The sequence below is a fragment of the Aeromonas sp. Y293-4 genome, assembly GCF_027705905.1.
Taxonomy (GTDB): Bacteria; Pseudomonadota; Gammaproteobacteria; order Enterobacterales; family Aeromonadaceae; genus Aeromonas; species Aeromonas veronii.
On sequence record NZ_JAPDCI010000016.1, the window covers coordinates 1 to 26,690 of the forward strand.

The following is a 26,690-nucleotide window of genomic DNA, read 5'->3' on the forward strand; positions in this document are numbered from 1 at the left end:
CACTAAAAACTGGGAATAACGCCTTAAATGGCGAAGAAACGGTCTAAATAGGCTGATTCAAGGCATTTACGGGAGAAAAGATCGGCTCAAACTGAAAAAATGAAATGACTGAGTCAGCCGAGAAGAATTTCCCCGCTTATTCGCACCTTCCTTAGTAGTTAAAGGAATTTGATCTGAAATACAGTTATTGGTGTTTGAAGGGTCCATGTAGACCTTACTCTTAATATTTACTGCGATAAAGTTTAGAACTTGCCAAAAGTTGTTAGCTAAATCGCCTCGTCGAAAATTGGAAAGTGCATCGATAACCAGCAACTCTAGATAAAATGAAGGGAAGTCTAAATTATTATTATTTCGCCATATTTTTGTTAGTTTAATTTCTTCTAATCTCCCAGAATTTGAAACTTTTGAGATATGCGTTTCGATATTAGTTTTAGTCCATGTGTTTTTCTTGCTTACGTATAGGCTGTGGTCATTGCCATACTGGCTTTGGCGTTTTGCGGGAACTAGATCGATCTGTTCTGAGTTGTAATTAACCCCTATCGAAACATTTTGTTTGCGAACACTAAAACCCTTCCCTTGTAAATAATCAAATAGCAAATTGTATATTTCACCAAGAGTTTCATTTGTTGTAGATGATAAAGAAATAAATAAATCCACATCTGTGCCATTAGACACAGCGGTGCCTTTACGAATTGAACCAGAAACTTTTAAATCAACAAGAAAATCTTTTGCCCACTCACGAATGTAAGGCTCAAAAAAATATTTATACTGCTCGGCTAAATTTGGATTAACTTGATATGTAGAAAGAACATTTCTCAGATATTGATCACTACTCATGAGGCACCCTTTATTTATGTAGTTTCTATAGATATGGTGACTAACCTTATATAAAACAAGGTAATAATATGGTGGCAATACCGCCATAACCTGTAACTGAAGCCAAACTTAGGCTACGTAGCAGCGAGAAGTTGATGACCTTGTTATATATTAACGAACGCCTCTTTCTCGAAGTAGCGTATGAATTTCGTTTAGCGTAGCAATTTGCCTTTGCTCAAAAGGTGTATGTTTATCTGCCTGTTGTAATGTGGCCATGCCAGTTATTACGCCAGCTGCACCTATGAGAAAAGTGACAGCATTCATTGTTCCTTGGATGTAAAACCAACAAGCCGCAACAACTAATAACAATGCGGATAACGCAAGAAACTTCCACATCACTCCATTTTTCCGAACGAGTTCATTTCTCAAAAGCTTCCTTCTATGCGATTCCTCATGCAAAAGCTCTTCATTATTGCAATGGATCAGCAATTTATATTCATTATTTTCAGAATGATCATTAATAATGACATCGCCGTGGATATCACCAGAATTGAAGTCTCTCAATGTCACCTCCATCATAAAGATGTTATCAATGTATTATTGACATCGTCTATATCACTCTACAGTCAATAAATAATTTTAAAAATCACCTCATTCCAAACCGGCTTCTGATTTAAATGTGTATTATCAACGCCGGACACTGGCTCCATTTGTATCACTGTATAAAACCACAGTCAACAGGCAAAATAAAAAATGGCCACCACATCAAAACGTTGCAATTACCTTCGAATTCGACGCAAACCACAGTAGTTGGTCAGGAGGTTCTCTGAAGGAATAAAAAAAGGCCTTATCACAAGGCCTTTTCAGAAATATCCAGATTCAGGCTGGTAGCCCGTTTTTTTCCGCAATCAACCCGGCTCTGGTGACAAGGGCAATACCTGCCCATCGAGCGTATGATCACTGTTGGATGGATAGTCCGGCACCGGCTCGCAGTAGGGAATGCGGCTTAGCACCGGCGCCTTGACCAGGGCGGCCAGCTGATCGGAGCGGCGCAGGCTGGCATCCGCCAGTTCGGCCACCAGCGCCAGACCGCAGCCTAGCCCCAGCCCGCCAACAATGCCCGCCATCAGAAACAGCCAGAGCGGGTAGTTGCTCGGCTTGCTGGGGGCAAAGGGTTTGTCGATCACCTTGATCCGCTCCCCCTGCTCGAAGTTGCCCAGATCGCCGGTCACCTTGGCCTTCTCATAGCGCAGCAGCAAATCCTGATAGAGAGTGCGTTTGACCGCCAGATCCCGCTCCAGCTCGGCGAGCTGGCGCTCGGTATCTCCCTGGGAGTCGACCACCTTGTCCAGCCCATCCAGTTGACTCTTCAGGCCGGCGGTGTTTTGCTCCGCCTCCGTCAGCTGCGTCTGGGCCAGCTGCCACTCGGGCCCACGGGCCATATCCGGCTGGGATTTGAGCTGCTCGAACTCCTGCTGCAACTGGTCAATCTGATAGCGCAAACTCTGCACCTTGCTGTGCTCGTCGCTGTAGCGGGCTCGCAGCAACACCAGCTCGGTACGCATCAGTTGCAGCTTCTCATCCAGCTGGCGGGCCAGCTGGCTCTCCTGCCCCAGTGATAGCTGATCGATCCGGGCCTTGGCCTGCTGCAAGGTGATCAGGCTCTCGGCATAGCGCTCCTGCAAACCATAAAGACGGGCGACGTTGGTACTCTGCTGCTGGGGCAAGGCGCTGGCATGCTCCCGTTTAAAATCGGCGAGCAGCTGCTCGGCCGCTTGCAGTTCGCTGCGGCGGCTGTCGAGCTGGCTTTGCAGGAAACGTTCGGACGATTCCGCCGACTGGCGCCCCTTGCTGAGCAGGTTGAAGAAAAAGCGCCGCGAAATAGCTTCGAGCAAACCGGCGCTGTTGGCCGCCGAATCCGCCTTGACCTTTATCTCGATCACCTCATCGCCGATCAGCCGCAGCGAGACGGCACTCGAGAGCCAGTCCATGATGGCATCGCGCTGAGCTGGGGGGGTCTCGTCATTGACCAGGCCACGATCCCGCGCAACCCCATCGAGCACATAACGGCTGCGCAGCAGGGCTTCAAGCACCGCAAAGCGATCCTTGAGACTCTCCTGAGTGATGAGGTCTTTGAGGGTCGGGGTCTGGTTGGCATCTTGCGGCACCATAAAGGTGGTGCGGCTCTCATACTCCTTGGGGGTGAGCAGGCCGACTGTGACACCCACCAGCGGCATCACCAGTACCGGGATCACCAGCAGATAGCGACGGCGCCAGGCGGCAAAGAGAATGATGTAGAGGTTGTAATAGAACTGAACAGGCATGGCATCACTCCCTGAGAAAAGCCCTCCCCCCGCACGATGCAAAGGCAGTGCCACTACAGGAGCTGATCGCCTCTGTGGGCAGATCGCAAGAGTGGTACAAGATTCGCATTCTCTCGCTATCCGGGGTGTCACCCCTTCCCTTGCCGGAGCGCGAACCATGTTGTCATCAACCCCGTCGCACAGACCCCATCCCCGTAAGGGCGCCAGCGCCCAGCCCGTCGTGCAACCTGTCGTACAAATCGTGCAGCACCTGCAGCCGGGCGGGCTGGAGACCATGGTGCTCAACCTCACGCAGGCGAGCCCTGCCGAACAACCGGTGCATATCATCTCCCTCGAAGGGCGCAAAGGGGATGTGCTAAGGGCATGGCCCGCCTTGCATCCCTTCGCAGGCAATATTCACTGTCTGGAAAAGCCCGCGGGCTGGTCGCTGGCGACCCTCTGGCGGCTCACCCGACTGCTGCGCCAACTCAAGCCCGTCGCGGTACATACCCACCATCTGGGGCCCATGCTCTATGGCGGCCTCGCCAGTCGGCTGGCCCGGGTGCCCACCCTGGTACACACCGAGCACGATGCCTGGTATCTCGATGATCCCCATCAGCGCACGCTGGCCCAGTGGGGGCTGCGCGCCTTCAAACCCATTCTGGTGGCCGATGCCACGCCGGTGGCCAACCAGCTGCTGGCCAAGCTGGGCCAGCTGTCGCCAACCGTGATCCCCAACGGCATCGATGAGCTGCGCTTTGCCCCGGGCGCCGCCGCCCTCGCCCGTCAGGAGATGGGATTGCCGCAAGGGGTCAAACTGATTGGCTGCGCCGCCCGCCTTGAGTCGGTCAAGGGACATACCTTGCTGCTGGAGGCGATCCGCACCCTGCCACAGGAGGTGCATCTTGCGTTGGCTGGGATCGGCAGTTTGCAAAATGCGTTGCAACAACAGTGTCAGCAGCTCGGGGTCGCCCATCGGGTCCATTTTCTGGGGCTGGTCGAAAATATGCCGCGCTTCTATCAGGGGCTGGATCTCTTCTGCCTTCCCTCGCTGGCGGAGGGGATGCCGCTTTGCGTGCTGGAAGCACAGGCCTGCGGGGTACCGGTGGTGATGAGCGATGTGGGGGCGGCCAGAGAGATCGTCTGTCAGGCCAGCGGCCATATCCTGTCGGGGCGGGATCCCGACCGCCTTGCCCAGCTTCTGGCACAAGGGTTGCTGCACTGCCATAGCCTGCGTGCCGTCACCCGAGAGTTTGTGTGCCAGCAAAGCAGCTTGAGCCGGATGGCTCAGGCCTATCAGCAGCTTTACAGCCGCTGATCAAGCGACCCGATGACCAGAGGAGCATCCCATGGAATGGATCATGATCGTGTTCTGGCTGTGCGCTGTACTGGTGGTCTACCACCATGTCGGCTATCCCCTGCTACTCAAATTCGGTGGTCGGCAGGCGCGCAAGGTAGCCAATCCGCCCCGCCCCCTGGATCGAGGGTTCAAAACAGAGGCCGCCGATGAGGCGCTGCCGACCATCACACTGCTGATGCCGGTCTACAACGAGGCGGCGACCATCGCGGCCAAGCTGCAAAACCTCGCCAGCCTCGATTACCCCGCCGACAAGCTGTGGGTGCATGTGCATTTCGACGGCTGCAGCGACAACAGTTACCCCATTGCGCTAAGCCAGCTCGGTGATCCCGCCCTGCAACAGTTGCAGATCAGGCTGTTTGATCACCCCCGCAATCGCGGCAAGGTCGCCGTGCTCAACGAGGCCATGACCCGGGTGCACAGCGATCTGGTGGCCCTCACCGATGTCTCGGCCCTGCTGCCCATCGACAGCCTGCTGCTGGCGGTCGCCCATTTTGCCGATCCCAAGGTAGGGGTGGTCGGGGAAGCGTACCGCTTCTGGCAACCGGGCTCCCAGGGCGAGGAGAGTTACTGGCACTATCAAAGCCAGATCAAGCTCTGCGAATCGGCCCTTGGCGGCATGCTGGGGGCCCACGGGGCCTTTTACATGATGCGCCGGGAGTGCCTCACCCCGCTGGCTGCCGATACCATCAACGACGATTTCATCCTGCCGATGCAGGCCATCGCCAAGGGGTATCGGGCGGTCTATGACAATCGTTGCGCCGCACTGGAGCTGGAAGTTTCCGATGCCGCGCTGGAGGCGACACGGCGCAAGCGGATCGGCGCTGGCAACACCCAGCAGCTGCTGCGGTTACTGCCCCTGCTGCACCCCAAGTTCGGCTGGGTTGCCTTCAACTTTGCCAGTGGCAAGGGGCTGCGGGTGCTGATGCCGCTCTGCCTGACCCTGCTGTGGCTCTGCGCCATCCCGCTGGCCACCCAATCCCTGCTATTTCAGCTGTTGCTGGGGCTGCAACTGCTGGGGTATCTGCTGGTCATCCTGATCCAGCTGACCCCTGTGCACCCCTGGCCCAATCTGTTTCGCAAGATCCACTATCTGGTGCTCGGACACTGGTACAACGGCATGGGCACCCTGCGCTACTGCCTGCGCGCCCCCATGCGTTTCATGTCACAGGAGAAAGCCGTATGACACACCCCATTCCAAGATTGACCCTGGTGGTCAAACGCAGCATGGATCTGCTCGGTGCCACTCTTGGCCTGCTGCTGACGCTGCCACTGTGGCCGCTGATCATGCTGGCCATCCGGCTCGATAGCCCGGGGCCGGTGTTCTTTCGTCAGCTGCGGATCGGGCGCAGCCATGCCACCTATACCGAGCTCTTTTTCATGATCAAGTTTCGCACCATGCGCGCCGACGCCGAGGCGGCCACCGGGCCGGTCTGGTGTGGCAAGGGGGACAGCCGGATCACCCGCAGCGGCGACTTCCTTCGCAAAACCCGGCTCGATGAGCTGCCGCAGTTTATCAATGTACTCAAGGGGGAAATGTCACTGATCGGCCCCCGTCCGGAGCGACCCGGGATCGCCAACCGGCTGGAAGATGCGGTGCCGTACTTTATCGAACGCACCTATGAAGTGGCCCCCGGCATTACCGGTCTGGCACAGGTCAATCAGGGTTACGACGAGTCGCTGGATGATGTGCGCAGCAAGCTGGCGTTCGATCTGGCCTACTCGGTCGCCCTGCTCCACCCCTGGCGCTGGCTGGTGCAGGATGTACATATCATTGGCAAGACGATCGCCATCATGGTTGGCAAGAAGGGGCGCTAATCCCGCTGTGCCAACCTCAACCACACCCCAACCCCATCAGGCCATTGCCACTGCAATGGCCTTTTTTATGGCACATCCTTGTGGCACGTCCACGGTGATCACTGAGAAGCCAGCGGCCTGATCGCCATCATCTGGCCCTATCCATCCACAGGCCTGATGTCCGCGTGACCCACTGCAGAAACCCGAGCGTTGCGTGATCACAGAAGCAATCCGCCCCCTGCACCCCCTAACACCGGCACATAAAAAAACGAGTGGCCAGCGGCCACTCGTTTTGACAGGTTTCTCCGTGATTCAGGCGCCGTAGACGGCCAGAATATCGGTCACTCTGTTGCTCACGCTGTACCCTCGGGCGATGGTGTTGCGCGCCGCCTGACTCATTTTGCTGCGCACCACACCATCGCTGCGCAGCCAGTAGTTGACCAGCTCCGCCATATCCCGCACATGGCCGGGCTCCACCAGCCAGCCATTGGATTTATGGTCGATCAGATTGACCAGCCCCCCCACCGCAAAGGTACAAACCGGTATGCCGTGAGCCATCGCCTCCAGGGCCACCAGCGGCAACCCTTCAAAGCGGGAAGTGATGCAGAGCAGGTCGATGTTGTGCCACTCATTGGCCATGTTCTTGAAACCATGAAGCTGGACGCGATCACCATACTGCTGCAACAAGGCACTTTTCATGGGGCCATCCCCGTAGAGATGAAACGCCCCGTCCGGGCAGAAGGCAGCCAGCTGGCAGAACGCCTCCGGCCCCTTTTCCGGCGAGAGGCGGCCGACAAAGGCAATCCGGTTGCCAGTTACCTTAGCCGGCGTCGCAGGCATGGGGACAAAGTTGCTGATCACCGTGCTTGGCACAGGCAATTTGCGAGCGATGGGCTCGCTCACTGCAATACACTTCGCAAAACGCGCTGTGGTGCGATCCAGCCAGCTGTAAAACTTCAGCAATCCCTCCCCGTCATCCCCACTGTGAAAGGTCGAAACCACCGATTTACCGGTGAACCAGGCTGTCAGCCGCCCCAGCACCCCGGCCTTGTAGCCGTGGGTATGGATCAGCACAGAAGCAGGCTGGCGGGCCAGACGGCGCATAAAATCGCGGCTGTTTTGGCACACCTCGTAGGGCAAGCCCTGTTGTTTGAGCAGGGTCGTAAACGGGGTCATGCCATGGTTGCTCACCAGCACTATGGTGGGGCGAAATCCCCTGGCCAGCAGATCGTTGGCGAGATGGATAATGTGAACTTCTATTCCACCGACCTGACGCGCATCGATGGCCAGCCAGATCTGCTGCATGGGTAACATAGGCACCTCCTCCCGTGGCTCCATGCCACCTGAAATAGGCGCTGCATAGAGCGGGCCAGTCAGGCAAAGAGGGGCTGGCTCAGGCGCCGGGACAGGCGACCAGCAAGAGGGTCATGTCATCGAGGGCGGCATCATTGATGCGCTCATCAAACCAGCGGGCAATGCGATGAGCCAGTTGCTCAAGACCGAGCCCCGAGGTCAGGCAGATCGCCTTGAGCTGCGACTCCCAGCGCTGGCGCTCTTCTGCATCACGGCTATCGAGCAGACCGTCGGTCCAGAACAGCAGGATCTCGCCGGGCTTGAGCTGACGCTCATTGGTCACGAAGTGGGGATCCGGGCGCAAACCGGGCAAGGGACCGGTCACGCCGACCTGACGAATGGTGCCGGGCCCGACCAGCCAGGGCGCAGGGTGGCCCGCACTGGCCCACTGCACCCGCCCCTCGTTGCCGAGCTCAATACAGAGGGTGGTGAGCAGGGTCGCCCCCAATAACGGATCACTGTGAACCGCATTGGACAAGATGGTCAGCAAACGGGCGGGGGCGCGCTCCAGATCGTGCGCCGTCAGCAAGCCGCGCAGATAACCGGCATAGGCATGGGCGAAGAACTTGGCTTCCGCGTCGTGGCCCATCACATCCCCGAGCCACAACACCCGATCCTTGACCAGCAGAAAGTCACCGCCCCCCACGGTGGCGGCACGGGTTTGCAAAGCCAGCTGGTATCCCCCGATGGAGGTGGCGGGCAATAACGGGCGCAGCGCCGAGGTCATGCGCTGATCCAGCTGCTCGCCCCATTGCGACTTGAGCTGCTCCGAGCGTTGCAGCACCCGCGAAACCGCCAGCAACAGGTCCTGCTTGGTGATGGGTTTGACCAGAAAGTCATCGATCCCCAGCGCCCCCGCCCGACTCTGGGTCCACTGATCCTGATGACCGGTCAGGAAGATAAAGGGCACCCCCTTCATCTTGGGATCCTTCATCAACTGCTGGCGCAGCCCAAAACCATCGATCCCTTCCATCTCGATATCGGAGAGCACCAGCGCGGGAGGTTGCTTTCCAAGCGCCAGCAGGGCGGCATGGGAGTCGGCATAACTTTCAACCCGATAGTGCTCATGGAGATAGGCGGTGAGCAGGGCACGCATCACCTTGTCATCGTCGATCACCGCGATCACCGGCAGTTGGTTGACCGGGCCCTGCTGGCGAAGGGTCACGCGATTGCGCTCACCGTCGCGAGAGAAGTGCACCTCGGCAAACAGCTGGTGCACCAGCGCCAGCCCGTATCCCCCCTCCTGCAGCTCATCGGGTAACGGCGCGCTGGCAAGACCGGGTTGCGGGCCGCCATCATCCTCCAGTATCAGACTCAAGCCCGTTTCATCCTCTTTCAGCGTGAGCCAGAGCCGGGTCGCGGGAGGCGCTGTGTGTTTGACGCTATTGGTGGCCAGCTCACTGAAACAGAGCAGCCAGTTGGCTTGATCCTTTGGGGATACCTGAAACAGGGAGAGCCCCTGTGCCAGCCGGTTGCGCAGTTCGCGTACCGACTGCAGGGTTGCCGGAGCAGATCGCAACCAGTCATCCATATCGGGCCTCCATCAGCGGGCGATCAGATCCGGAAATTGAGCAAGGCACTGCGCCGGCACCAGCGCTTGAGCCATTCGGTCACCCGGTTGCTGGGCAGCCGGTTGAGCTCGCGCAGGATCTCGCTGGCCAGCCCCGGGTTGAGCTTGTCGTTATAGACTGCGCCAATCAGATTGGCCTCGGCACGAGTCAGTTTATCCACCGCACTTTGTACCACGGTCGTCGGGGTCACCCCCGCCAGTACCACCAGCAGCGCCCCTTCACAGGCCCCACACACCTGATCGGCCGGAATATTGCCCCGATTGAGGGCGGTGAGCGGCGAGGTATCGAAGATCACCACATCGTAATGCTCCAGCCAGCGAACCAGCAGCTGACGCAAGGTATCCTTGTTGCGAAAGGCCATCAGATCCTTGCCCGGCGCCGGGAGCAGGGACAACGACCGGCCAGTGGCTACCGGCTCGGGCACATCATTGGGCCCCCAGGCAACCGCCGTGGCGCGGCCGGGATGATAGAGGTTGAGATCCACCAGCAGGGTACGTAGCCCATCCGCCTCCGAGCGCCTTGCCAGCGCATCGCAGATGGAGCTCACCCCCTCTCCCCCTTCTGACGAGGTGACCGCCAGCGAGCGGATCCCCCGGGCGACCGTCGCCGCGTAGAGGGATTCGAGCTCCAGATATTGAATGGGGATGCTCATATCAAAGCGTCCCGACCAGGGCCACCACCGAGATCGTGGTCAGGATGTCGCGCATGCCATCCATAAAAATGGCCCAGTTGCTGCTTTTGCTATCAGGGATAAAGACGGTGTCCCCTGCGCGCAGCACCGGTAACTGGCTAAAGTCGGGCTCTTTGGCAAAGCCGTCAAGATCGAAGCTGCGGGCCTGATCCCCCTGACCACTGGTGGCCATGTTGATCACCACAATCTTCTTGATATAGGCGCTGCTGGTCGGGCCCCCCGCCTCGGCCAGCAGATCCAGCAGGGTCATGGAGGAGTCAAAGCGGTAGCGACCCGGGCGGGCTATCGCTCCCAGCACCCGAATGGTGTTCTCCTTCGGCTCATCGAGCCAGGGGCGATTCTTCTCCGGCAGATAGATGGAGTCGCCGGGCAGCACCTTGGGCAGCAAGGTTTCATCGCCGGTTTCAAAGTAGAGGGCAAGGTCGAGCTTGCTGACCCGCGCCGTGCTGCCACTGCGATGGGCGATGCGCACATTGCGCAGATCCGCCGCCGCAGTCGGGCCATCGGCGGCCGACAGGATGTCGATAAAGCCCATCTGCTCATTGAAGGCATAGCGACCGGGGGCTCCGACCTGACCGAAGATATAGATGGAACTGTCCGGTGACTGGCGCACCCACTGGGACTTGTTATCACTGGGATCGGTGGGCAGCTCGGGGATCATGATGGTAAATCCGGCCCGGATCTTCGGCAGGCTGGCCAGCGCCCCCCCCTGATGGAGAAACTTGTCGAGATCAAACAGGGTTGGCGTGGCCTGCCCCCCTTCGGCGGTCAGGATCTGCACCTTGGCGATATCGGCCCGCTCGTTGGGGCCACCAGCGTGGGCGATCAGATCCAGCAGCGACATCTCGTCAGACCATTCATAGCGGCCCGGGATCCGCACCGCCCCCATCACCATCACCGCCCGTCCGGGGGCCACTTTTAACCAGGATTTCTCGTTGATATCGGTCTTTTCCGGCACAAAAATGGCATCACCGGGTTTGACTTGGGGAAGCGCCTTTTGCATCCCTTCGGTATAGGCCTGCAAGTCGATGGGTTCGATCGTGCCATCGGTGCGCAGCAAACGGATCTGGCGACTCTCGGCATAGCGGGTCGGGCCGCCGGCATTGGCCAGAATATCGAGGAAGGAGTCCCCTTCCCGCCCCTCATAGGCACCGGGTTTGAACACCTCGCCCATGATGTAGATGGTGCGTGCCCCCCGTTTTATCTGCTCTTCATCCTTGGGCACGAAGATGGTGGCGCCCGGCGCCAGATTGGGCAGCAGCTTGTTGTTGCCGGAGTCGAGATAGGCTTTGAGATCGAACAGTTCGGGGGCATCACCATTGATCACCCGGATCCGCTCCACCCCGGCAAAACGGGTCACCCCACCGGCTCGCATCAGCAGATCCACGATGGAGTTGCCACTCTTGAAACTGAAGGCGCCGGGGCTGTTGACCTCGCCAAATACCTTGATCGCCTTGCCGGTATCGCCATCCCCACCTGCCGCCAGGGTTGCCGCATCAAAATCTATTTGCACGTTGCCGATCAGCGGAGAGGCGGGTACGAACACCACATCAAGGGATTGCAATGGCGGCAACACGCTGGCATCGCCGGTATCGAGATAACGCTTGTAGTCGAAGCTAGAGACCGTGCTGCCACGCCGCACCTGCATATTGTTGAGCTGGGCACCAGGCACCAGACCGCCAGCGGCATCGAGGGCCATCTGCACGTTGCCATCGGGCGCCAGATCATAACTGCCGGGTTTTTTGACATAGCCCATCACGCTGATCAGCAGCCGCTTCTCCAGCAAGGTGACGGTCAATTGAGAGAGGTTGTTGTAAACAGGTTTGAGGGCGGTGCGGATCAGTTCATCCGCCTGTGGCAGGGTCTTTCCCCCCACCACGACGTTGCCAACTTCAGGCAGTGCAATCTCCCCCTGCTTGTTGATCTGGAAAGGCTGATCAAAAGCAGGCTCACCGGGTTGCACTATGGCCAACCGATCACCGGGAGCCAACAAGGTGGAGGCCAGTAACGGGCAGGTGAACAACAGCAAGAGAACACAGATCAATCCTTCGAGAGCGCCCCGTTTCATAGACATCCTTTTCGTCTGTTACGTCTGCCCCCATTGGCGTAAGGGGAGCCCTGACCAATCAGCACGACAGCCATCCGCTGTTGTCTGTTGCAGCCGCAAACGTACTTGTTGTAGTGATTGTGCCAACACGGTCTGACGCCAGGCTACATCCGACCAGAGCCGTCCGTGCATATCCCGTTCGATATCAATACGTTGAGATTGTAGTCGTTTCAACTCGGCAGGCATACACCCCTGCAGACTCGCTTGCTTTAATTCCGTCAGCTGCAAGTCGAGTTCCTTCTGACGCTCATCATAACGAGACCAGACCCGCCGTTCATCCTCATTGACCGGAATACGGGTGGGTCTTGCCTCGGCCATGCCGCCAACCCCCTCCGGCGGCCACTGCGCACAACCCGACAGCAGAATGGACGAGAGCAGGATACCAAAGCGTTTCATGATGCAGCGGCCATCATGCCACGGGAACGCATATAGGCCTTGATGCTCTCATGGCAGGGGATCACCCGGTCGATATGCAACATCTCCAGCAGGTCATGGGGTTGACCGGGTCCACAGACAAGGGCCATCTGATGCCCGTTCATAATCAATCTTTTATAGAGAAATACCAAGGCTCCGATCCCCGACGAGTCGATAAAATGAACATCGCTGATATCGGCCAGGATATCTCCCGGGTGGGTCGAGAGGGTTTCAAACAACGGGCGGAGCTCACTGACGGCCATCGCGTCAAACTCGTTTTCCAGTACCACTACCTGGATATCATTAAGGGTGTAAGTCATGCTTTCCATCGCTAGCTCCTTGTCGATTCTCAGACTATTTGCTGTCACGGCATTCAGCACGTTGCAAATGTTATGCCGGGCAGTGCCACGGCACTTGTTCTCCAAATGATACTCTTTGCGCCTTATTCGCCGACACCCACTCCTCGTTTTGATTGCCAAATTGCAATTAACCTCCCCCGCACGTTGCAAACTGCAATTCACCTTCGCCGAGATCGCTAGATAAGAGGCTAAATGGCTGATAATTCAAGCCCATTAGACCGGGCCCGATTATTGCTTGCCTTTGGACACACTTCACAAGCCACCGTTGGCTCGGCCCCCATGCCGCCATTTTCCAGGAAGGAGAGATCATGAAAGCAGGCCTTTACATCGCACCACTGTTGGCAGCCCTTTGCGGCACCGCATACGCAGCCCCCTCCCCTGACAGCGCCGTGTTGAAGGTTGAAGGCGCCATCAGCAGCCCCACTCATCAGGCTCTGGCCCTGTGGGACAGCGCCATGCTGGATCAACTGCCGGTACACGAAATCAAAACCCATACCCCCTGGTATGACGAAGCCAAGACTTTTCGCGGCCCGCTGCTGCAAGATGTATTGGCCAAGGTCGGGGCAACCGGCAAACAGCTCACCATTACCGCGCTCAATGACTACTCGGTACAGGTGCCGACAAGCGATGCCGAGCAGTATCGGGTCATCCTCGCCCGCACGATCAATGGCAAGCCACTGTCGGTGCGTGACAAAGGGCCGCTGTTCCTTGTCTATCCGTTCGATCAATATCCCGAACTGCAAAACAAGCTCTATTACGGTCGGGCTATCTGGCAGATCAGCGCGATAAAAGTGGAGTAGATCCCATCATGCGTTCCATGGCGGCCAGTCAACGTTTCTTGTTTGTGGTGCTTTGTGTGCTGCTCCTTGCCTTTGCCGGCATAGGTACCATCCAGTACCGGCAATTTCAGGATCTGCAGCGCAGTACCAGCCAGGGCGAAGACAACGTGATGTGGAACTATTTCCAGCTCTATAACGAAGCGCTGCGTTTTCAAAGCTCGCTGCTCCATGAGTCGCAACCGACCTTCCAACTCAGATACGATATTCTGGTCAGCCGCATGGATCTTGTGTTGGAGAGCAAGGATCGCAGCCTGCTTCAGCAAACAGAGATCTACCAGCAGGCAAGCAAAGCCATTCGCTCCTACATCTCTCTGGCGGATATCTGGCTCGGGCCGGAAGCCACCAAGCCGCTGGACAATCTTGCCCATCAGGAGCTGCGCCAACAACTCGCCTCCCTGCTCCCCCTGCTCCATCAGCTGACCCTGGAGGTGAACCAGCAGGCGACCCTGTTTGATGTGGCGCGTCGCGACAGCGTGAGGGAGCAGATCATCACGACGACACTCATCGCGACCCTGCAATTTGCGCTGCTCTTTGTGCTCGCCCTGCTGATCTGGCGGCAAATGAATATCTCGTTTCTGCAACACAAACTGATGCAGCAGCTCAATGACAAACTGCTGCGGGCAAATCAGGCGGCAGAGGCCGGCACAAGAGCCAAAAGCAGCTTTTTGGCCAACATGAGCCATGAAATTCGCACCCCCATGAATGGCATTCTCGGCATGCTCTCACTGCTGGCCGACCGGGATATGGATCCGAGGGAGCGAGACTATCTGGAGACGGCGCGGGAATCGGCAAACCATCTGCTCGGTCTGCTCAACGACATTCTGGATGTATCCAAGCTGGAAGAGGGCAAGATCGAGCTGCAACTGGCCCCCCATCACTTGCCCCAGCTGCTGGAGGATATCCGGGCCCTGATGCAGAGCAACTGCGATGCAAAAGGGATCAAACTGACCCTGACTGTTGCCCCCGATACGCCGGAGTGGTTGATGATCGACCCGCTGAGGGTGCGCCAGATCCTCTTCAATCTGGTGAGCAATGCCATCAAGTTCACCCATCAGGGGGAAGTAAAGATCCATGTTGATAGCACCCTGTTGGAGCAGGATCGCCACTCGATACGCATCTCGATCCAGGACACCGGGATCGGCATGAGCAAAAGTCAGCTAAAGAACCTGTTTCAACGTTTTGCCCAGGCGGATGTCTCGATCACCCGCCAATATGGCGGATCGGGCCTGGGACTTGAAATATCACGTAACCTCGCACGCCTGATGGGCGGCGATATCTCGGTAGAGAGCAGCGAGGGACATGGCAGTACTTTTACCTACATCTGGCCCGCCAGAGCCACGACCCCCTCGATTGTTTGCCTGCCGTCCAAGCCGCTGGATCAGGAGAGCTATCGCATCTTGCTGGTTGATGACAATGCCACCAACCGCAAGGTGATCGGCGCCATGCTCGACTCCGTGGGCCATCAGGTCACACTGGCCGTTCAGGGAGAAGAGGCGCTGGAGAAACTGGGTCACACCGAATTTGATCTGGTGTTGATGGATGTCCAGATGCCAGTGATGGATGGCCTGGTGGCCACCACCCGGATCCGCACCTCCCAGATGCCTTGGGCAGATATCCCCATCATCGCCCTGACGGCGGATGCGATGACGGAATCCAAGCAATACTATCTCTCCCATGGCATGAACGGGTATATCACCAAGCCCATCAATAAAGAGACGCTGCTAAGCGAGATAAACAGACATATTTCCCATGGTCGGCTCAAATACAACGCAGCCAGGCGTGTCACCAAACAATAAAACCTTGGATGCCGGGCTACTGATTGCTCATGTGGGGCAACATTGACCTCTGCAGGCAACTGAATGGGCTTGGGTCTGGAACCCACGCAGGCAAGCCGCTTCGCAACAGCTGCACGGGCCGTCAGCTTGTCTCGGGTATGCAGGGATTTTTTGATCTCTTTACGGCGACCACAGGGGAGCGTGGTGACTTTCCGGTAATACCAGATGCCGTGGGGACTGAGCCAGAGATTCATCGATGAGCACCTCGTCGTCCACACAAAGTGGATGACCAAGGGCTTTAGGAAGCTAACTTATTGAATTGCAGAAACAAGTGGTGGCCCTACCAGCCACATCCCGGCACTCGAGTCCCCCGCCTTGGCTGCTACCTTCCGGTCCTGACCAGGTCGACGGGTTATCAATGCGAGAGGACCAATAGGACCACCGGCGAGGAGAATAGGCAAACTGGGCGTTCAATGCAACGGCTTTCTGCCCTCCAACAGATCGTTTGCCTTATTTTTCAACAATCTGCCGAATGAATCAGCTAAACAGCATAAATTTCGCCCCCACCAGCAGCATCAGCAGGGCAAAGGCCTGCTTGAGGCGTGTGGGTGACAGGCGGTGTGCCAGCTTGGCGCCAATGCGGGCGAACTGGGTACTGGTCAGCACAATGCCCAGCAGGGCGGGCAGATAGATGTAGCCCACACTCCACTCGGGCAGATCGGCATGACCCCAACCCGCATAGAGGTAGCTGAGGCTCCCCGCCAGCGCGATGGGCATGCTGCAAGCTGCAGAGGCCGCTACCGCGTTGCGCATCGGCACCGAGTTCCAGCTCAGATAAGGGACGGTCAGCGAGCCACCGCCAATACCAAACAGCGCTGACATCCAGCCAATGATGGTACCGGCGATGCCTGTGCCGAGCGGCCCCGGCATATGGCGCTCCGCTTTGGGTTTAAGGTTGAGCCCCATCTGTAGCGCCATACTCCAGGCGAAACAACCGATGATGATATTGAGGGTGCTGGTGCTGAGCAGATTGGCGGTCATGCCGCCAAGCCAGCCCCCGATCAGCATGCCGACACCGAGTCGGCGGATCATCACCCAGTCGACGGCGCCCGCCTCCCGGTGGGCCCGCAGCGAGCTGAATCCGGTAAAGATCATGGTGGGCAACGAGGTGCCGAGGGCCAGATGGGTAATGATTTCAGGGTCGATGCCCTGGGCGCGAAAGGTCATGACCAGCACGGGGACAATGATAAGACCGCCGCCGATCCCGAACAGTCCCGCCAGCATACCGGCAAAGGCGCCCAGCAGGAGGTAACCCATAAACAGCATAAAAATTCCTGTGTTAAACAAAAACTGGCCAACACGGCCGGGCAACAGTGGATATCTGCATGAAAAAAAAGAGATGGCGCGAGGGCCATCTCTTCATTGTGCCGGTTAGTGCAGTGGAATGGTACCGTCCATCACCTTGTAGAAGGCCAGCACGGCACAGCCAAGCAGGGCCGCCGTCATCCCCTGCTCCAACCGGTTAAGGCCGCGCAGACCGTGATGCTGACGCGCCTTCCAGTAGATGAAGATGCCCGGGCTGTAGAGCAGCGCCACCAGCAACAGGTACTCCACACCGGCAGCGTAGACCAACCAGCAGCCGTAAACCGTCGCCACCAGGGCCAGCAGCAGGTCACGCTTGCGCTGATGAGGTTGGCCCTGATAGGTCTCCCCTTTCAATGCCAGCTTCAGGCCATAAGCGCCCGAAAAGACGTAAGGCACCAGCGCCGCCGAGGTGGCGATGTTGACCAGCGCCAGATAGGTGCTGCTCTGGAAGTAGATGATGATCAGGAAGATCTGCACCAGACAGGTGGAGCACCAGAGGGACACCTGCGGCGAGCCGTTCTTGTTCTCCTTGGCAAACCAGCCCGGGAACACACCGGTCTTGCCCGCAATGTAGGGCACTTCAGCGGCCAGCACGGTCCAGCTGAGCAGAGCACCCATCACCGACACCACCAGACCGATGTTGATAAGCCAGGCGCCCCAGGGGCCGACCACGGCTTCGAGGATCATGGCGGTCGAAGGGTTCTTGAGCGCCGCCAGTTGCGGCTGGCTCATGACACCTAGCGAGAACAGGGTCACCATCACATAGAGTGTCAGGGCGCCGAGCAGCGCCAGCACGGTCGCGCGGCCCACATCCTTGCGATGACGGGCACGGGCAGAGACCACCACGGCCCCTTCAATCCCGATAAAGACCCAGAGGGTCACCTTCATGGTGGACTTGACCTGATCCATCACGGAGCCCAGCTCCATGTTGTTCTGGCCCCAGATATCCAGAGTGAAGGTATCCATGTTGAAGGCCAGCAGGATCGCAACACAGAAGACGATGAGCGGCACCATCTTGGCGATGGTAGTGACGATATTCACCAGTGCAGCAACCTGTACCCCGCGCAGCACCAGCGCATGCACCGACCAGATCAGGATGGAGGCCAGCGTGATGGCGACCGGCGTATTGCCGTCACCGAAGATGACGTTGTCAGGCGTATCGAAGAAGTAGCTCAGGGCGCTGAACACCACGATGGCGTAGGAGACGTTGGCCAGCAGTTGGCAGAGCCAGTAACCCCAGGCGGCGTTGAAACCGATGAAATCGCCGAAACCGGCTTTGGCATAGCTGAAGATACCGCCATCGAGATCGGGGCGGCGCATGGAGAGGTTCTGATAGACCAGCGCGAGACAGATCATGCCAAGACCGGTGATGGCCCAACCCAGGGCGACCGCCCCGGCACTGGCATGCGCAGCAATGTTTTGTGGCAGACTGAAGACCCCGGCGCCGACCATGGAGCCGATCACCAGCGAAATGAGGGCGCCCAGCCCTAGTTTCTTGTCCATTTCAATCCTGTTTATTTAGGCGGCGGCAGAGCGTCCGTATTCATACTGCGCGCAATATGGGAGGGGCTGGGAATCCTGACCCCGTGAAAAAGGCGGCAACTATATTGCATGACTATTCCGACCGCAATCCCTCGTCCCGTCAATCATGCACCGCCTTGACCGCGCGCAATTTTACAGCACTGACCCATATGGCCTGTGAGCTGGCTCAAATTAACCAAGACCCATTGATATTTCTCATTTTTCTGCCAACACAACCTGACTCGCATGGTTCCTATGCATCGCCATTCAGGCACTCTCTGTATAAATAATCTGCATAAAAAAGCCCCGGTGGAAACACCGGGGCCCATTATGTAAATCCCTATAAACGCAAACCGCCATCCAGTTCTATCATCCTTCCCGACAGATAGTCGTTGGCAAAAATAAAGCTCACCGTCTCGGCCAGCTGTTGCGCCTCGCCAAGGGTGCCGACCGGAATGGCCTGCTGCATCCGTGCCATCGCCTCCGGCTTCATCGCCGCCGTCATGTCGGTGGCAAACACCCCGGGGGCAATCCCCATCACCCGAATGCCATGGCGCGCCAGCTCCCGCGCCCAGGTCACCACCAGCGAAGCCACTCCTGCCTTGCTGGCGGCATAGTTGCTCTGGCCAATATTGCCGGCGCGGGCGATGGAGGAGATGTTGATGATAACGCCCCCCAGCCCCCCTTGCGCCATCAGCGCCGCCCCCTCGCGACCGCAGAGGAAGGTACCGGTGAGGTTGACGTCAATCACGCTCTGCCACTGGGCCAGCGTCATCTTCTCCACCAGCTCACCCTCTTTCACCTTGATCAGCATGCCATCGCGCAAAATGCCGGCGCAGTTGATAAGACCGTTCAGCACGCCAAAACGCTCCTTGATGCCAGCAAAAACCGACTCAACCTCGGCTTCGCTCGCCACATTGCAGACAAACAGCTCGCACTGGCTATCTTGATCGCACTGACCATTCTGACTGCGCACCAGAGCTACGGTCGCCTCCAGATCTGCGCGATTGATGTCGAGCAGTGCCAGCGTCGCCCCCTGTGCGCCCAGGGCCAGCGCAATGGCCCGTCCCAAGCCACGTCCAGCGCCGGTAATAACGATGACCTTATCTTTGATATCCATCAATGCTCCTTGTAGCTGGTCGAAGAGAGATGCCTTGAAGAGAGGTGGCCCGTCAGGCGGGATCCTGTTTATCCAGATAGAGTTCGACGATGCTGGAGAAATCGCGGCTCCCCTGCCCCTGAGCGGCATGCAGGTTGAACAGGTTACGCGCGAGCGCCCCCATCGGCACAGCGCTGTGGCCATGCTCGGCCAGCGCCATGGCCAATCCCAAATCTTTCACCATCAAACGGGTCATAAAGCCCCCCTGATAGTTGCGGGCGGCAGGGACATTCTCCATCACCCCGGGCCAGGGGTTGTAGCGCTCCAGACTCCAGTTGTTGCCGGAGCTCTTGCCCATGATGGTAGAGAGCACGGCGGGATCCAGTCCCTCCTTCACCCCGAGGGCCAGCGCCTCGGCGGTACCCGCCATATGGATCGCAAGCAGCATGTTGTTGCACATCTTGGCGATCTGCCCCGCCCCCAGCGTCCCTGCGTGAAACAGGTTCTGCCCCATGCAGGCGAGCAGGGATTTCGCCGCCTCGAAATCTGCCGCGTCGCCGCCAACGATAAAGGTGAGCGTCCCGGCGGCCGCACCGGCGACACCGCCCGATACGGGGGCATCAATAAAGCGCAAACCGCGGGCGCGGGCCGCCTCCCCGACCTGACGGGCAGAGTCGACATCGATAGTGGAGCAGTCGATCACCAGTGCACCAACCGGCAGGGCCGCCAGCAGATCCTGCCCCTCAGACAACCAAAGATCGCGCACATGCTCCCCCGCAGGTAGCATGCTGATCACCACCTCGCAGCCGGTCACCGCCTCACGGGCATCCCCCGTGGCAATGCAGCCAGCGGCGATGGCGCGCTCAATGTTTTGGGCAACCAGATCAAACACCTGCACCCTGTGCCCGGCCCTGGCCAGATTGGCCGCCATGGGCCCCCCCATGTTGCCGAGCCCGATAAACCCTATCCTTGTCATCCCGCTTGCTCCTTGCGTTGCTGATGGCGGCGTCCGCCGGTTGCCAAGATGTTATTCCTTGCAGGCCAACGGATTGCGCCCCTGCGGCCAGCGATAGAACTCGTCCAGCCACTCCCCCTCCGGTGGCAACTGTTGCCAGCGGGGATCTTTATCCTTGTCGATCAGCAGTGCCCGTACCCCTTCCACAAAATCCCCCTTCAGCACGCAGTTGACCGAAAGGGTCAGCTCCTCGGCAAATACCTCTGCCAGTGAGTTGCGGCGAGCCTGCCAATATTGGCGCCACAAAATGGCGCGGCTGATGGGGCTGCCGGTGCGGCAGAGCTGCTGCGCCTGCTGGAGTACCGCCTCCTGTTCATCGAACTGAGCTTCGAACAACCGCGCCAATACCCCTTGCAACGTGCGCCCCGCCAGCAAGGCATCGATCCTCTGTTGATGGGGCAGCAATACAGGCGCTGGCAAGCGGGCCGCCACCTCACCATGCAACCCCGTGAGCAGCAGATCGATCTGCTCACGGGGCTCACCACTGCCAGCCCAGTCGAGTACGGCGAGGCGTGACAACAGCGCACTGCGCTCGCCACTGGCGATGGCGTGATCCGCCAGCCCAATACCGATGGCATCACTCCCGTTGAAGCGGGCGCCAGTCAGACCAAGCCAGAGCCCCAGCCGCCCCGGCATCCGGCTTAAAAACCAGCTTGCTCCAACGTCGGGGTAGAGGCCTATGGTCACCTCCGGCATGGCGAACAGGCTCTTTTCGGTCACCACCCGAAAATCGGCACCGGCAAACAGACCAATGCCGCCCCCCATGCAGATACCGTCCGCCACGCAGATCAGGGGCTTGCGGTAAGAGTGGATGTGGTGGTCGAGCCGGTACTCCTGCTCGAAAAAGTCGCGGGCATATTCGAACAGTTCCGATCCGCTCGCCTCCTGCTTGCGGTAATAGAAGGAGCGGATATCGCCACCGGCACAAAATGCCTTCTCACCCGCCCCCTGCAGCAGCACACAGACGATGGCGGGATCCTGCTCCCAACGGGTCAGCGTCTGTTGCAGGATCTGGATCATCGGCAGGCTCAATGCGTTGAGAGACGCAGGGCTGTCGAGGGTCAACACCCCGACCTGATGACCATCTTCGGTGGGATAACAGCTAACCTTGACCGGCTCACTCATAAACAGCTCCATATGGATTTATTCTGTTGGGCCATATTGCCAGCGCGGTAAGCGTTTCTCCAGGAAGGCGGCCACCCCTTCACGCTGATTGGCATCGCTAAAGAGATCGAGAAACAGCGACCGCTCACGAGGCAAGGCGGCATCCCGCGGGCCGCTGCGGCCCTCATTGATCAGGGTTTTGCAGGCGCGCAGGGCGCTCGGGCTCTGGCGCTCCACCAGATGGGCCATCTGGTGCGCCGCCTCCCATGCCTGACCGGTTTTCACCACCTCCTCCACCAGCCCCATCTCGTAGGCCAGCGAGGCACTCACCTTCTCACCGCAGAGGATCATCCGCTTGGCCCAGCCCGGCCCCACCAGCTCGGTCAGGCGCTGGGTGCCACCGGCACAGGGAAGCAAGCCCACCGATGCTTCCGGCAGTCCCAGCAACGCCTGCTGCTCGGCGATGCGGATATCACAAGCCAGCGCCACTTCCAGCCCACCGCCCATGGCATAACCATTGATGGCGGCGATACTGACGCCGTGAAAACGGGCCAGCGCCTCGAAGGCCTTGCCAAAGGCCTCGGCTACTTCGCGGGCCAGCTCGACATTCCCCTCGACAAACATATTGAGGTCGGCACCGGCGCAGAAAAATTTGTCGCCCGCACCACGGATCACCAGCGCCACCACATCGGGACGACTGTCGAGCTCCACCATCATCTGCAAAAAGGCCTGCAGGCTGGCGAGGGTCCAGGTGTTGGCAGGGGGATGGTCGAGGGTGATATAGGCCACGTGGCCATGATATTCGAGTCTGATCCTTGTCATAGCATTGTCCTTGTCGATGAAGCTGCCGCCATGATGACAGGCTTGAATGACACCAACCTGTGGCTGGCTCACAAAGCCGAAACCGGCATGGCATGGTGCAAATCGGGTGGCAGGCAACACACCCTTGATGCGACCACCGGTTAGCCCAGCGACAAACCGGGATCGGCCAGCATGCGGCGCGCGATGATGAGTCGCATCACCTCGTTGGTGCCCTCCAGAATGCGGTGTACCCGTGTATCGCGCAGATAGCGCTCGAGCGGATACTCGCGGATATAACCATAGCCGCCAAAGAGTTGCAGAGCCTCATCACAGATTCGATAACCCACATCGGTGGCAAACCGTTTGGCCATGGCACACCAGGCACTCTTGTCCGGTGCCCCGCGATCCAGCTTGTCGGCGGCCTGACGTACCAGCAAACGGGCGGCAGCCAGCTCGGTCGCCATATCGGCCAGGCGAAACTGCACGCTCTGGAATTCGCTGATCGGGTGACCAAATTGCTGGCGCTGCTGCACATAAGCCAGCGCATCGTCCAGCGCCTGCTGGGCGGTGCCCACCGAACAGGTGGCAATATTGATGCGCCCCCCATCGAGGGCCTGCATGGCGAACTTGAACCCTTCCCCCTCCTCACCCAACCGGTAGCGGGCGGGAATACGCACCCCGTTGAAAACAACCTCCCGGGTCGGCTGGCTGTTCCAGCCCATCTTCTCTTCTGCCTTGCCATAGCTCACGCCGGGGGCATTAGCCGGCACCATAAAGGCAGAGATCCCCTTCGCACCTTCACCACCGGTACGGGCCATCACCACCAGCACATTGCTGCTGCCTGCTCCCGAGATAAAGACCTTGGTTCCCTCGATGAGGTAGCTGTCACCCTCACGCACCGCCCGGGTCTTGAGTGCCGCAGCATCGGAACCCGCCCCCGGCTCGGTGAGGCAATAGGAGCCCAGCAATTCGCCGCTAGCCAGTTTGGGCACCCACTCCTTGGCAACCTCGGTGGGCAACCAACTACCCAGCATCCAGCTCACCATGTTGTGGATGGTCAGATACGCAGTGGTCGAGGTACAGCCCATGGCGAGGCGTTCGAAGATGAGGCTCGCATCGAGGCGCGGCAGCCCCAATCCGCCAAACTGCTCCGGGGTATAGAGACCACAAAAACCTAGCCCGGCCGCCTGCTTGATGGTCGGGATCGGAAACTCATGCTCCTTGTCCCAGCGCGCGGCATGGGGTTTGAGCGCCTCATCGGCAAAGGCGGCGGCCGCCTCCACATACGCCTGTTGATCATCTGTCAGGGTAAAATCCATCTCGTCGTTCTCTCCCTTGTTGCCCCGCGCTTATTTTCCTGAGTTAGTGCTTTATGACGCGGCGCCCACACGCTGCGTCAGTCGGATCTGCCACTATGGCGCTGTTGTCGTGGTAGCTGATGACGCTTTCACTACCACCGCTTTGTCGACACACAACAGATTAACAATTGATTTACGTTTACGCTAACGTAAACTTGTGGCAGAAGTGAAGTACAAAATGGACCGACCACTGCCAGCCGTAGCGCCGAGTCAGCCGGTCGAACCCACCTTCCTACCCGACTGTCATATCCGCAAGGAGAGCATGGATGCAGATGGATGAGACCCTGAATGCCCTGACCGAACAGGTTGCGGCCTTCTGCCAGAAAGTGATCGCCCCGCGCGCCAGCGAGATCGATCAGAGCAATGCCTTTCCCCGTGATCTCTGGCCCCGGATGGGTGAACTGGGGCTGCACGGCATCACGGTGGCGGAGGAGTATGACGGGGTGAACCTCGGCTATCTGGCCCACGTGCTGGTGATGGAACAGGTAAGCCGCGCCAGCGCCTCGGTCGGCCTCTCCTACGGCGCCCACTCCAATCTCTGCATCAATCAGATCCACCGCCACGGCACGGCGGAGCAAAAAGCACGCTATCTCCCCCCGCTGGTGAGCGGCGAGCATGTGGGGGCGCTGGCCATGAGCGAACCGGGAGCCGGGTCCGATGTGGTCAGCATGCGCCTCACCGCGGAGCGCGAGGGCGATCACTTCGTGCTGAACGGCAACAAGATGTGGATCACCAACGGACCCGATGCCGACACCTTCGTCATCTATGCCAAGACAGATACCAGTGCGGGCCCCAAAGGGATTTCTGCCTTTATCGTTGAAGCCGGCACTCCCGGTTTTTCTACCGCCCAGAAGCTCGACAAGCTGGGGATGCGCGGCTCCAGCACCTGCGAGCTGGTGTTCGACAACTGCCGAGTGCCGCAGGAAAACCTGCTGGGCCCCCTGCACGGCGGGGTCAAGGTGCTGATGAGCGGGCTCGATTACGAGCGGGTGGTGCTGGCTGCGGGCCCCCTTGGCATCATGCAGGCCTGCATGGATGTAGTGCTGCCCTATGTGCGTGAGCGCAAGCAGTTTGGTCAAGCCATCGGCGAGTTCCAGCTGGTGCAGGGCAAGCTCGCCGACATGTATACCCACCTCGCCAGCAGCCGGGCGCTGGTCTACTCGGTGGCGAGCGCCTGCGATCAGGGTCGCACCAGCCGCAAGGATTGCGCCGCCGCCATCCTGTTTGCCGCCGAAAACGCCACCCAGATGGCGCTCGATGCCATCCAGCTGCTCGGCGGCAACGGCTACATCAACGAATACCCCACCGGCCGTCTGCTGCGGGACGCCAAGCTCTACGAGATAGGTGCTGGCACCTCGGAGATCCGCCGCTGGCTCATCGGCCGCGAGCTGATGGGAGAGAACGCATGAGTCGTATCCACTCCCGTCTCGACACGGCAAGCCCGGAATATGCAGCCAATCGGGCCGCCATGCAGGGGCTGGTCGACGATCTCCACGCCCGCATTGCCGAGATCGCGCTAGGGGGCGGCGCGGCCAACAACGCCCGTCATCAGGCCCGTGGCAAGCTGCTGCCCCGCGAGCGCATCAATCAGCTGCTGGACCCGGGCTCTCCGTTTCTCGAACTGTCGGCGCTGGCTGGCTGGCAGGTCTATGATGAGCCGGTACCCGCCGCCGGTATCATCACCGGCATCGGTCGGGTCTCGGGCAGGCTCTGCATGCTGGTGGTCAACGATGCCACCGTGAAGGGTGGCACCTACTACCCGCTCACGGTGAAAAAGCACCTGCGCGCCCAGGCCATCGCCGAGCGGCTGCGCCTCCCCTGCCTCTATCTGGTGGATTCCGGAGGCGCCTTCTTGCCGATGCAGGACGAGGTGTTCCCCGACCGGGATCACTTTGGCCGCATCTTCTACAACCAGGCCCGCATGTCGGCCCAGAACATCCCCCAGCTGGCGGTGGTGATGGGGCTCTGTACCGCCGGTGGCGCCTACGTCCCAGCCATGGCGGATGAATCGATCATGGTAAGGGAGCAAGCCACCATCTTTCTGGCGGGCCCGCCGCTGGTCAAAGCCGCCACCGGCGAGGAGATCAGCGCCGAGGCTCTTGGTGGCGCCGAGGTGCACTGCGCCCACTCGGGGGTGGCGGATCACATGGCCCGCGACGATGCCCATGCGCTGGCCATCGCCCGTACCCTGCTCACCCATCTGGGCAGTGACCATGATCCGCTCTCGGGCTTGGCATCGGGCAGCCCAACCAACAATGAGCCAGCCTACCCCACTCCCTGTTACCCGATCGAGGAGCTCTACGGTCTGGTGGGCACCAGCCTCAAACGCCCTTACGATGCGCGGGAGCTGATCGCCCGACTGGTGGATGGCTCTGACTTTGACGAATTCAAGGCGCTGTTCGGCACCACTCTGGTAACCGGCTTTGCCCGTATTTGCGGCATGGAGGTGGGGATCCTCGCCAACAACGGCGTGCTGCACAGCGACAGCGCTCAGAAAGGCGCTCACTTTATCCAGCTCTGTAACCGGCGCACCATCCCGCTGCTCTTTTTACAGAACATCACCGGTTTTATGGTGGGCAGCACGGCAGAGCGCGAAGGGATCGCCAAGCATGGCGCCAAGCTAGTCACCGCGGTGGCCTGCAGCCGGGTGCCCAAGATCACTCTGATAGTCGGTGGCAGCTTCGGTGCCGGCAACTACGGCATGTGCGGCCGCGCCTATGAACCCGATTTTCTCTTTAGCTGGCCCAACAGCCGCATCTCCGTCATGGGGGGCGAGCAAGCTGCCGGGGTGCTGGTGCAGGTGCGTCGGGACAAGCTGGCTACCGAGGGCAAAGACTTGAGCGAGCAGGAAGCGGCCGCCATCCGCGCGCCCGTGATCGAACAGTATGAGCGCCAGGGTCACCCCTACTACGCCAGCGCCCGCCTCTGGGATGATGGCGTCATCGACCCGGCCCAGAGCCGCACCGTGCTGGCGCTGGCGCTCGCCGCCTGTCAGGGTGCCCGCATTGAACCCGAGCAGTACGGCATCTTTCGGATGTAAGGAGC

General features: G+C 59.1%; 23 protein-coding genes and 1 other RNA gene. 7 read left to right on the top strand and 17 right to left on the bottom strand.

Annotated elements, in window-relative coordinates; all coding sequences use genetic code 11:
• Positions 1-66: 66 nt before the first annotated feature.
• From OKC31_RS16485 to OKC31_RS16495, 3 genes are all read right to left on the bottom strand, one after another.
• A complete protein-coding gene (locus OKC31_RS16485; RefSeq protein WP_270657226.1) occupies positions 67-837 on the bottom strand; it encodes a hypothetical protein in 771 nt (256 codons plus the stop codon).
• Positions 838-987: 150 nt separating this feature from the next.
• On the bottom strand, positions 988-1,380 hold the full coding sequence (locus OKC31_RS16490; RefSeq protein ID WP_160881651.1) for a hypothetical protein: 393 nt from the start codon (positions 1,378-1,380) through the stop codon (positions 988-990).
• 344 nt (positions 1,381-1,724) lie between these two features.
• Positions 1,725-3,140 carry a GumC family protein gene (locus OKC31_RS16495; protein ID WP_270657227.1) on the bottom strand — a complete coding sequence of 472 codons (1,416 nt, stop codon included), beginning with the start codon at positions 3,138-3,140 and terminating at the stop codon, positions 1,725-1,727.
• A 157-nt stretch (positions 3,141-3,297) separates the two neighbouring features.
• On the opposite strand from OKC31_RS16495, the gene OKC31_RS16500 reads away from it, so the two are divergent.
• From OKC31_RS16500 to OKC31_RS16510, 3 genes are read left to right on the top strand one after another with little or no spacing between them, the layout of a single operon-like run.
• On the top strand, positions 3,298-4,437 hold the full coding sequence (locus OKC31_RS16500; RefSeq protein WP_270657228.1) for a glycosyltransferase: 1,140 nt from the start codon (positions 3,298-3,300) through the stop codon (positions 4,435-4,437).
• 31 nt (positions 4,438-4,468) lie between these two features.
• Positions 4,469-5,662 (top strand): glycosyltransferase family 2 protein, encoded by a 1,194-nt coding sequence (locus tag OKC31_RS16505; protein WP_270657230.1) that lies wholly within the window; start codon positions 4,469-4,471, stop codon positions 5,660-5,662.
• On the top strand, positions 5,659-6,294 hold the full coding sequence (locus tag OKC31_RS16510) for a sugar transferase (protein WP_139459340.1): 636 nt from the start codon (positions 5,659-5,661) through the stop codon (positions 6,292-6,294). The genes OKC31_RS16505 and OKC31_RS16510 overlap by 4 nt, the downstream gene beginning before the upstream one ends.
• A gap of 291 nt (positions 6,295-6,585) precedes the next feature.
• On the opposite strand, the gene OKC31_RS16515 is transcribed toward OKC31_RS16510, so the two are convergent.
• The 6 genes from OKC31_RS16515 to OKC31_RS16540 form a co-directional block, all read right to left on the bottom strand.
• Positions 6,586-7,587 carry a glycosyltransferase family 4 protein gene (locus tag OKC31_RS16515; RefSeq protein ID WP_270657231.1) on the bottom strand — a complete coding sequence of 334 codons (1,002 nt, stop codon included), beginning with the start codon at positions 7,585-7,587 and terminating at the stop codon, positions 6,586-6,588.
• Positions 7,588-7,666: 79 nt separating this feature from the next.
• Entirely contained in the window at positions 7,667-9,157 is a 1,491-nt protein-coding gene (locus OKC31_RS16520; protein ID WP_270657233.1) for a SpoIIE family protein phosphatase, read from the bottom strand.
• Positions 9,158-9,180: 23 nt separating this feature from the next.
• On the bottom strand, positions 9,181-9,849 hold the full coding sequence (locus OKC31_RS16525) for a tyrosine-protein kinase family protein (RefSeq protein ID WP_005360129.1): 669 nt from the start codon (positions 9,847-9,849) through the stop codon (positions 9,181-9,183).
• A gap of 1 nt (position 9,850) precedes the next feature.
• A complete protein-coding gene (locus tag OKC31_RS16530; RefSeq protein WP_167565788.1) occupies positions 9,851-11,956 on the bottom strand; it encodes an SLBB domain-containing protein in 2,106 nt (701 codons plus the stop codon).
• Between the two features lie 18 nt (positions 11,957-11,974).
• On the bottom strand, positions 11,975-12,391 hold the full coding sequence (locus OKC31_RS16535) for a hypothetical protein (protein WP_167572626.1): 417 nt from the start codon (positions 12,389-12,391) through the stop codon (positions 11,975-11,977).
• Complete coding sequence (locus tag OKC31_RS16540) at positions 12,388-12,738, bottom strand: STAS domain-containing protein (RefSeq protein WP_005333409.1); 351 nt, start codon at positions 12,736-12,738, stop codon at positions 12,388-12,390. The genes OKC31_RS16535 and OKC31_RS16540 overlap by 4 nt, the downstream gene beginning before the upstream one ends.
• Positions 12,739-13,076: 338 nt before the next feature.
• Between OKC31_RS16540 and OKC31_RS16545 the strand changes: the two genes are divergently transcribed.
• Positions 13,077-13,568 (top strand): molybdopterin-dependent oxidoreductase, encoded by a 492-nt coding sequence (locus OKC31_RS16545; protein WP_005351410.1) that lies wholly within the window; start codon positions 13,077-13,079, stop codon positions 13,566-13,568.
• An 8-nt stretch (positions 13,569-13,576) separates the two neighbouring features.
• The gene (locus tag OKC31_RS16550) at positions 13,577-15,403 is read left to right on the top strand and encodes an ATP-binding protein (protein ID WP_270657234.1); all 1,827 of its coding nucleotides are present in this window, start codon (positions 13,577-13,579) and stop codon (positions 15,401-15,403) included.
• A gap of 317 nt (positions 15,404-15,720) precedes the next feature.
• Here the strand turns inward: OKC31_RS16550 and ffs are convergent.
• The 8 genes from ffs to OKC31_RS16590 form a co-directional block, all read right to left on the bottom strand.
• An RNA gene (gene ffs, locus OKC31_RS16555) (signal recognition particle sRNA small type) lies at positions 15,721-15,817 on the bottom strand.
• A gap of 102 nt (positions 15,818-15,919) precedes the next feature.
• Positions 15,920-16,708 carry a sulfite exporter TauE/SafE family protein gene (locus tag OKC31_RS16560; protein ID WP_270657236.1) on the bottom strand — a complete coding sequence of 263 codons (789 nt, stop codon included), beginning with the start codon at positions 16,706-16,708 and terminating at the stop codon, positions 15,920-15,922.
• A gap of 105 nt (positions 16,709-16,813) precedes the next feature.
• Positions 16,814-18,250: an arginine-ornithine antiporter gene (arcD, locus tag OKC31_RS16565; RefSeq protein WP_005336921.1), complete on the bottom strand. Its 1,437-nt coding sequence runs from the start codon at positions 18,248-18,250 to the stop codon at positions 16,814-16,816.
• A gap of 358 nt (positions 18,251-18,608) precedes the next feature.
• Positions 18,609-19,388 (bottom strand): SDR family oxidoreductase, encoded by a 780-nt coding sequence (locus OKC31_RS16570; RefSeq protein ID WP_204379709.1) that lies wholly within the window; start codon positions 19,386-19,388, stop codon positions 18,609-18,611.
• 52 nt (positions 19,389-19,440) lie between these two features.
• Positions 19,441-20,343, bottom strand: coding sequence for a 3-hydroxyisobutyrate dehydrogenase (mmsB, locus tag OKC31_RS16575; protein ID WP_167569858.1), 903 nt, complete (start codon positions 20,341-20,343; stop codon positions 19,441-19,443).
• Between the two features lie 51 nt (positions 20,344-20,394).
• A complete protein-coding gene (locus OKC31_RS16580; RefSeq protein WP_204379708.1) occupies positions 20,395-21,507 on the bottom strand; it encodes an enoyl-CoA hydratase/isomerase family protein in 1,113 nt (370 codons plus the stop codon).
• 18 nt (positions 21,508-21,525) lie between these two features.
• Positions 21,526-22,308 (bottom strand): enoyl-CoA hydratase, encoded by a 783-nt coding sequence (locus tag OKC31_RS16585; RefSeq protein ID WP_270657238.1) that lies wholly within the window; start codon positions 22,306-22,308, stop codon positions 21,526-21,528.
• Between the two features lie 140 nt (positions 22,309-22,448).
• Positions 22,449-23,606, bottom strand: a complete 1,158-nt coding sequence (locus OKC31_RS16590) for an acyl-CoA dehydrogenase family protein (RefSeq protein WP_270657239.1) — start codon at positions 23,604-23,606, stop codon at positions 22,449-22,451.
• Between the two features lie 305 nt (positions 23,607-23,911).
• Between OKC31_RS16590 and OKC31_RS16595 the strand changes: the two genes are divergently transcribed.
• Positions 23,912-25,054: an isovaleryl-CoA dehydrogenase gene (locus OKC31_RS16595; RefSeq protein ID WP_270657240.1), complete on the top strand. Its 1,143-nt coding sequence runs from the start codon at positions 23,912-23,914 to the stop codon at positions 25,052-25,054.
• Positions 25,051-26,685: a carboxyl transferase domain-containing protein gene (locus OKC31_RS16600; RefSeq protein WP_270657242.1), complete on the top strand. Its 1,635-nt coding sequence runs from the start codon at positions 25,051-25,053 to the stop codon at positions 26,683-26,685. The genes OKC31_RS16595 and OKC31_RS16600 overlap by 4 nt, the downstream gene beginning before the upstream one ends.
• The last annotated feature ends 5 nt before the right edge of the window (positions 26,686-26,690 follow it).

Bases quoted from the DNA above. Each gene is read 5' to 3' on its own strand.
- OKC31_RS16485 (WP_270657226.1), bottom strand. From the start codon at position 837: ATGAGTAGTGATCAATATCTGAGAAATGTTCTTTCTACATATCAAGTT.
- OKC31_RS16495 (WP_270657227.1), bottom strand. From the start codon at position 3,140: ATGCCTGTTCAGTTCTATTACAACCTCTACATCATTCTCTTTGCCGCC.
- OKC31_RS16500 (WP_270657228.1), top strand. From the start codon at position 3,298: ATGTTGTCATCAACCCCGTCGCACAGACCCCATCCCCGTAAGGGCGCC.
- OKC31_RS16505 (WP_270657230.1), top strand. From the start codon at position 4,469: ATGGAATGGATCATGATCGTGTTCTGGCTGTGCGCTGTACTGGTGGTC.
- OKC31_RS16510 (WP_139459340.1), top strand. From the start codon at position 5,659: ATGACACACCCCATTCCAAGATTGACCCTGGTGGTCAAACGCAGCATG.
- OKC31_RS16515 (WP_270657231.1), bottom strand. From the start codon at position 7,587: ATGTTACCCATGCAGCAGATCTGGCTGGCCATCGATGCGCGTCAGGTC.
- OKC31_RS16520 (WP_270657233.1), bottom strand. From the start codon at position 9,157: ATGGATGACTGGTTGCGATCTGCTCCGGCAACCCTGCAGTCGGTACGC.
- OKC31_RS16525 (WP_005360129.1), bottom strand. From the start codon at position 9,849: ATGAGCATCCCCATTCAATATCTGGAGCTCGAATCCCTCTACGCGGCG.
- OKC31_RS16530 (WP_167565788.1), bottom strand. From the start codon at position 11,956: ATGAAACGGGGCGCTCTCGAAGGATTGATCTGTGTTCTCTTGCTGTTG.
- OKC31_RS16535 (WP_167572626.1), bottom strand. From the start codon at position 12,391: ATGAAACGCTTTGGTATCCTGCTCTCGTCCATTCTGCTGTCGGGTTGT.
- OKC31_RS16540 (WP_005333409.1), bottom strand. From the start codon at position 12,738: ATGGAAAGCATGACTTACACCCTTAATGATATCCAGGTAGTGGTACTG.
- OKC31_RS16545 (WP_005351410.1), top strand. From the start codon at position 13,077: ATGAAAGCAGGCCTTTACATCGCACCACTGTTGGCAGCCCTTTGCGGC.
- OKC31_RS16550 (WP_270657234.1), top strand. From the start codon at position 13,577: ATGCGTTCCATGGCGGCCAGTCAACGTTTCTTGTTTGTGGTGCTTTGT.
- OKC31_RS16560 (WP_270657236.1), bottom strand. From the start codon at position 16,708: ATGCTGTTTATGGGTTACCTCCTGCTGGGCGCCTTTGCCGGTATGCTG.
- arcD (WP_005336921.1), bottom strand. From the start codon at position 18,250: ATGGACAAGAAACTAGGGCTGGGCGCCCTCATTTCGCTGGTGATCGGC.
- OKC31_RS16570 (WP_204379709.1), bottom strand. From the start codon at position 19,388: ATGGATATCAAAGATAAGGTCATCGTTATTACCGGCGCTGGACGTGGC.
- mmsB (WP_167569858.1), bottom strand. From the start codon at position 20,343: ATGACAAGGATAGGGTTTATCGGGCTCGGCAACATGGGGGGGCCCATG.
- OKC31_RS16580 (WP_204379708.1), bottom strand. From the start codon at position 21,507: ATGAGTGAGCCGGTCAAGGTTAGCTGTTATCCCACCGAAGATGGTCAT.
- OKC31_RS16585 (WP_270657238.1), bottom strand. From the start codon at position 22,308: ATGACAAGGATCAGACTCGAATATCATGGCCACGTGGCCTATATCACC.
- OKC31_RS16590 (WP_270657239.1), bottom strand. From the start codon at position 23,606: ATGGATTTTACCCTGACAGATGATCAACAGGCGTATGTGGAGGCGGCC.
- OKC31_RS16595 (WP_270657240.1), top strand. From the start codon at position 23,912: ATGCAGATGGATGAGACCCTGAATGCCCTGACCGAACAGGTTGCGGCC.
- OKC31_RS16600 (WP_270657242.1), top strand. From the start codon at position 25,051: ATGAGTCGTATCCACTCCCGTCTCGACACGGCAAGCCCGGAATATGCA.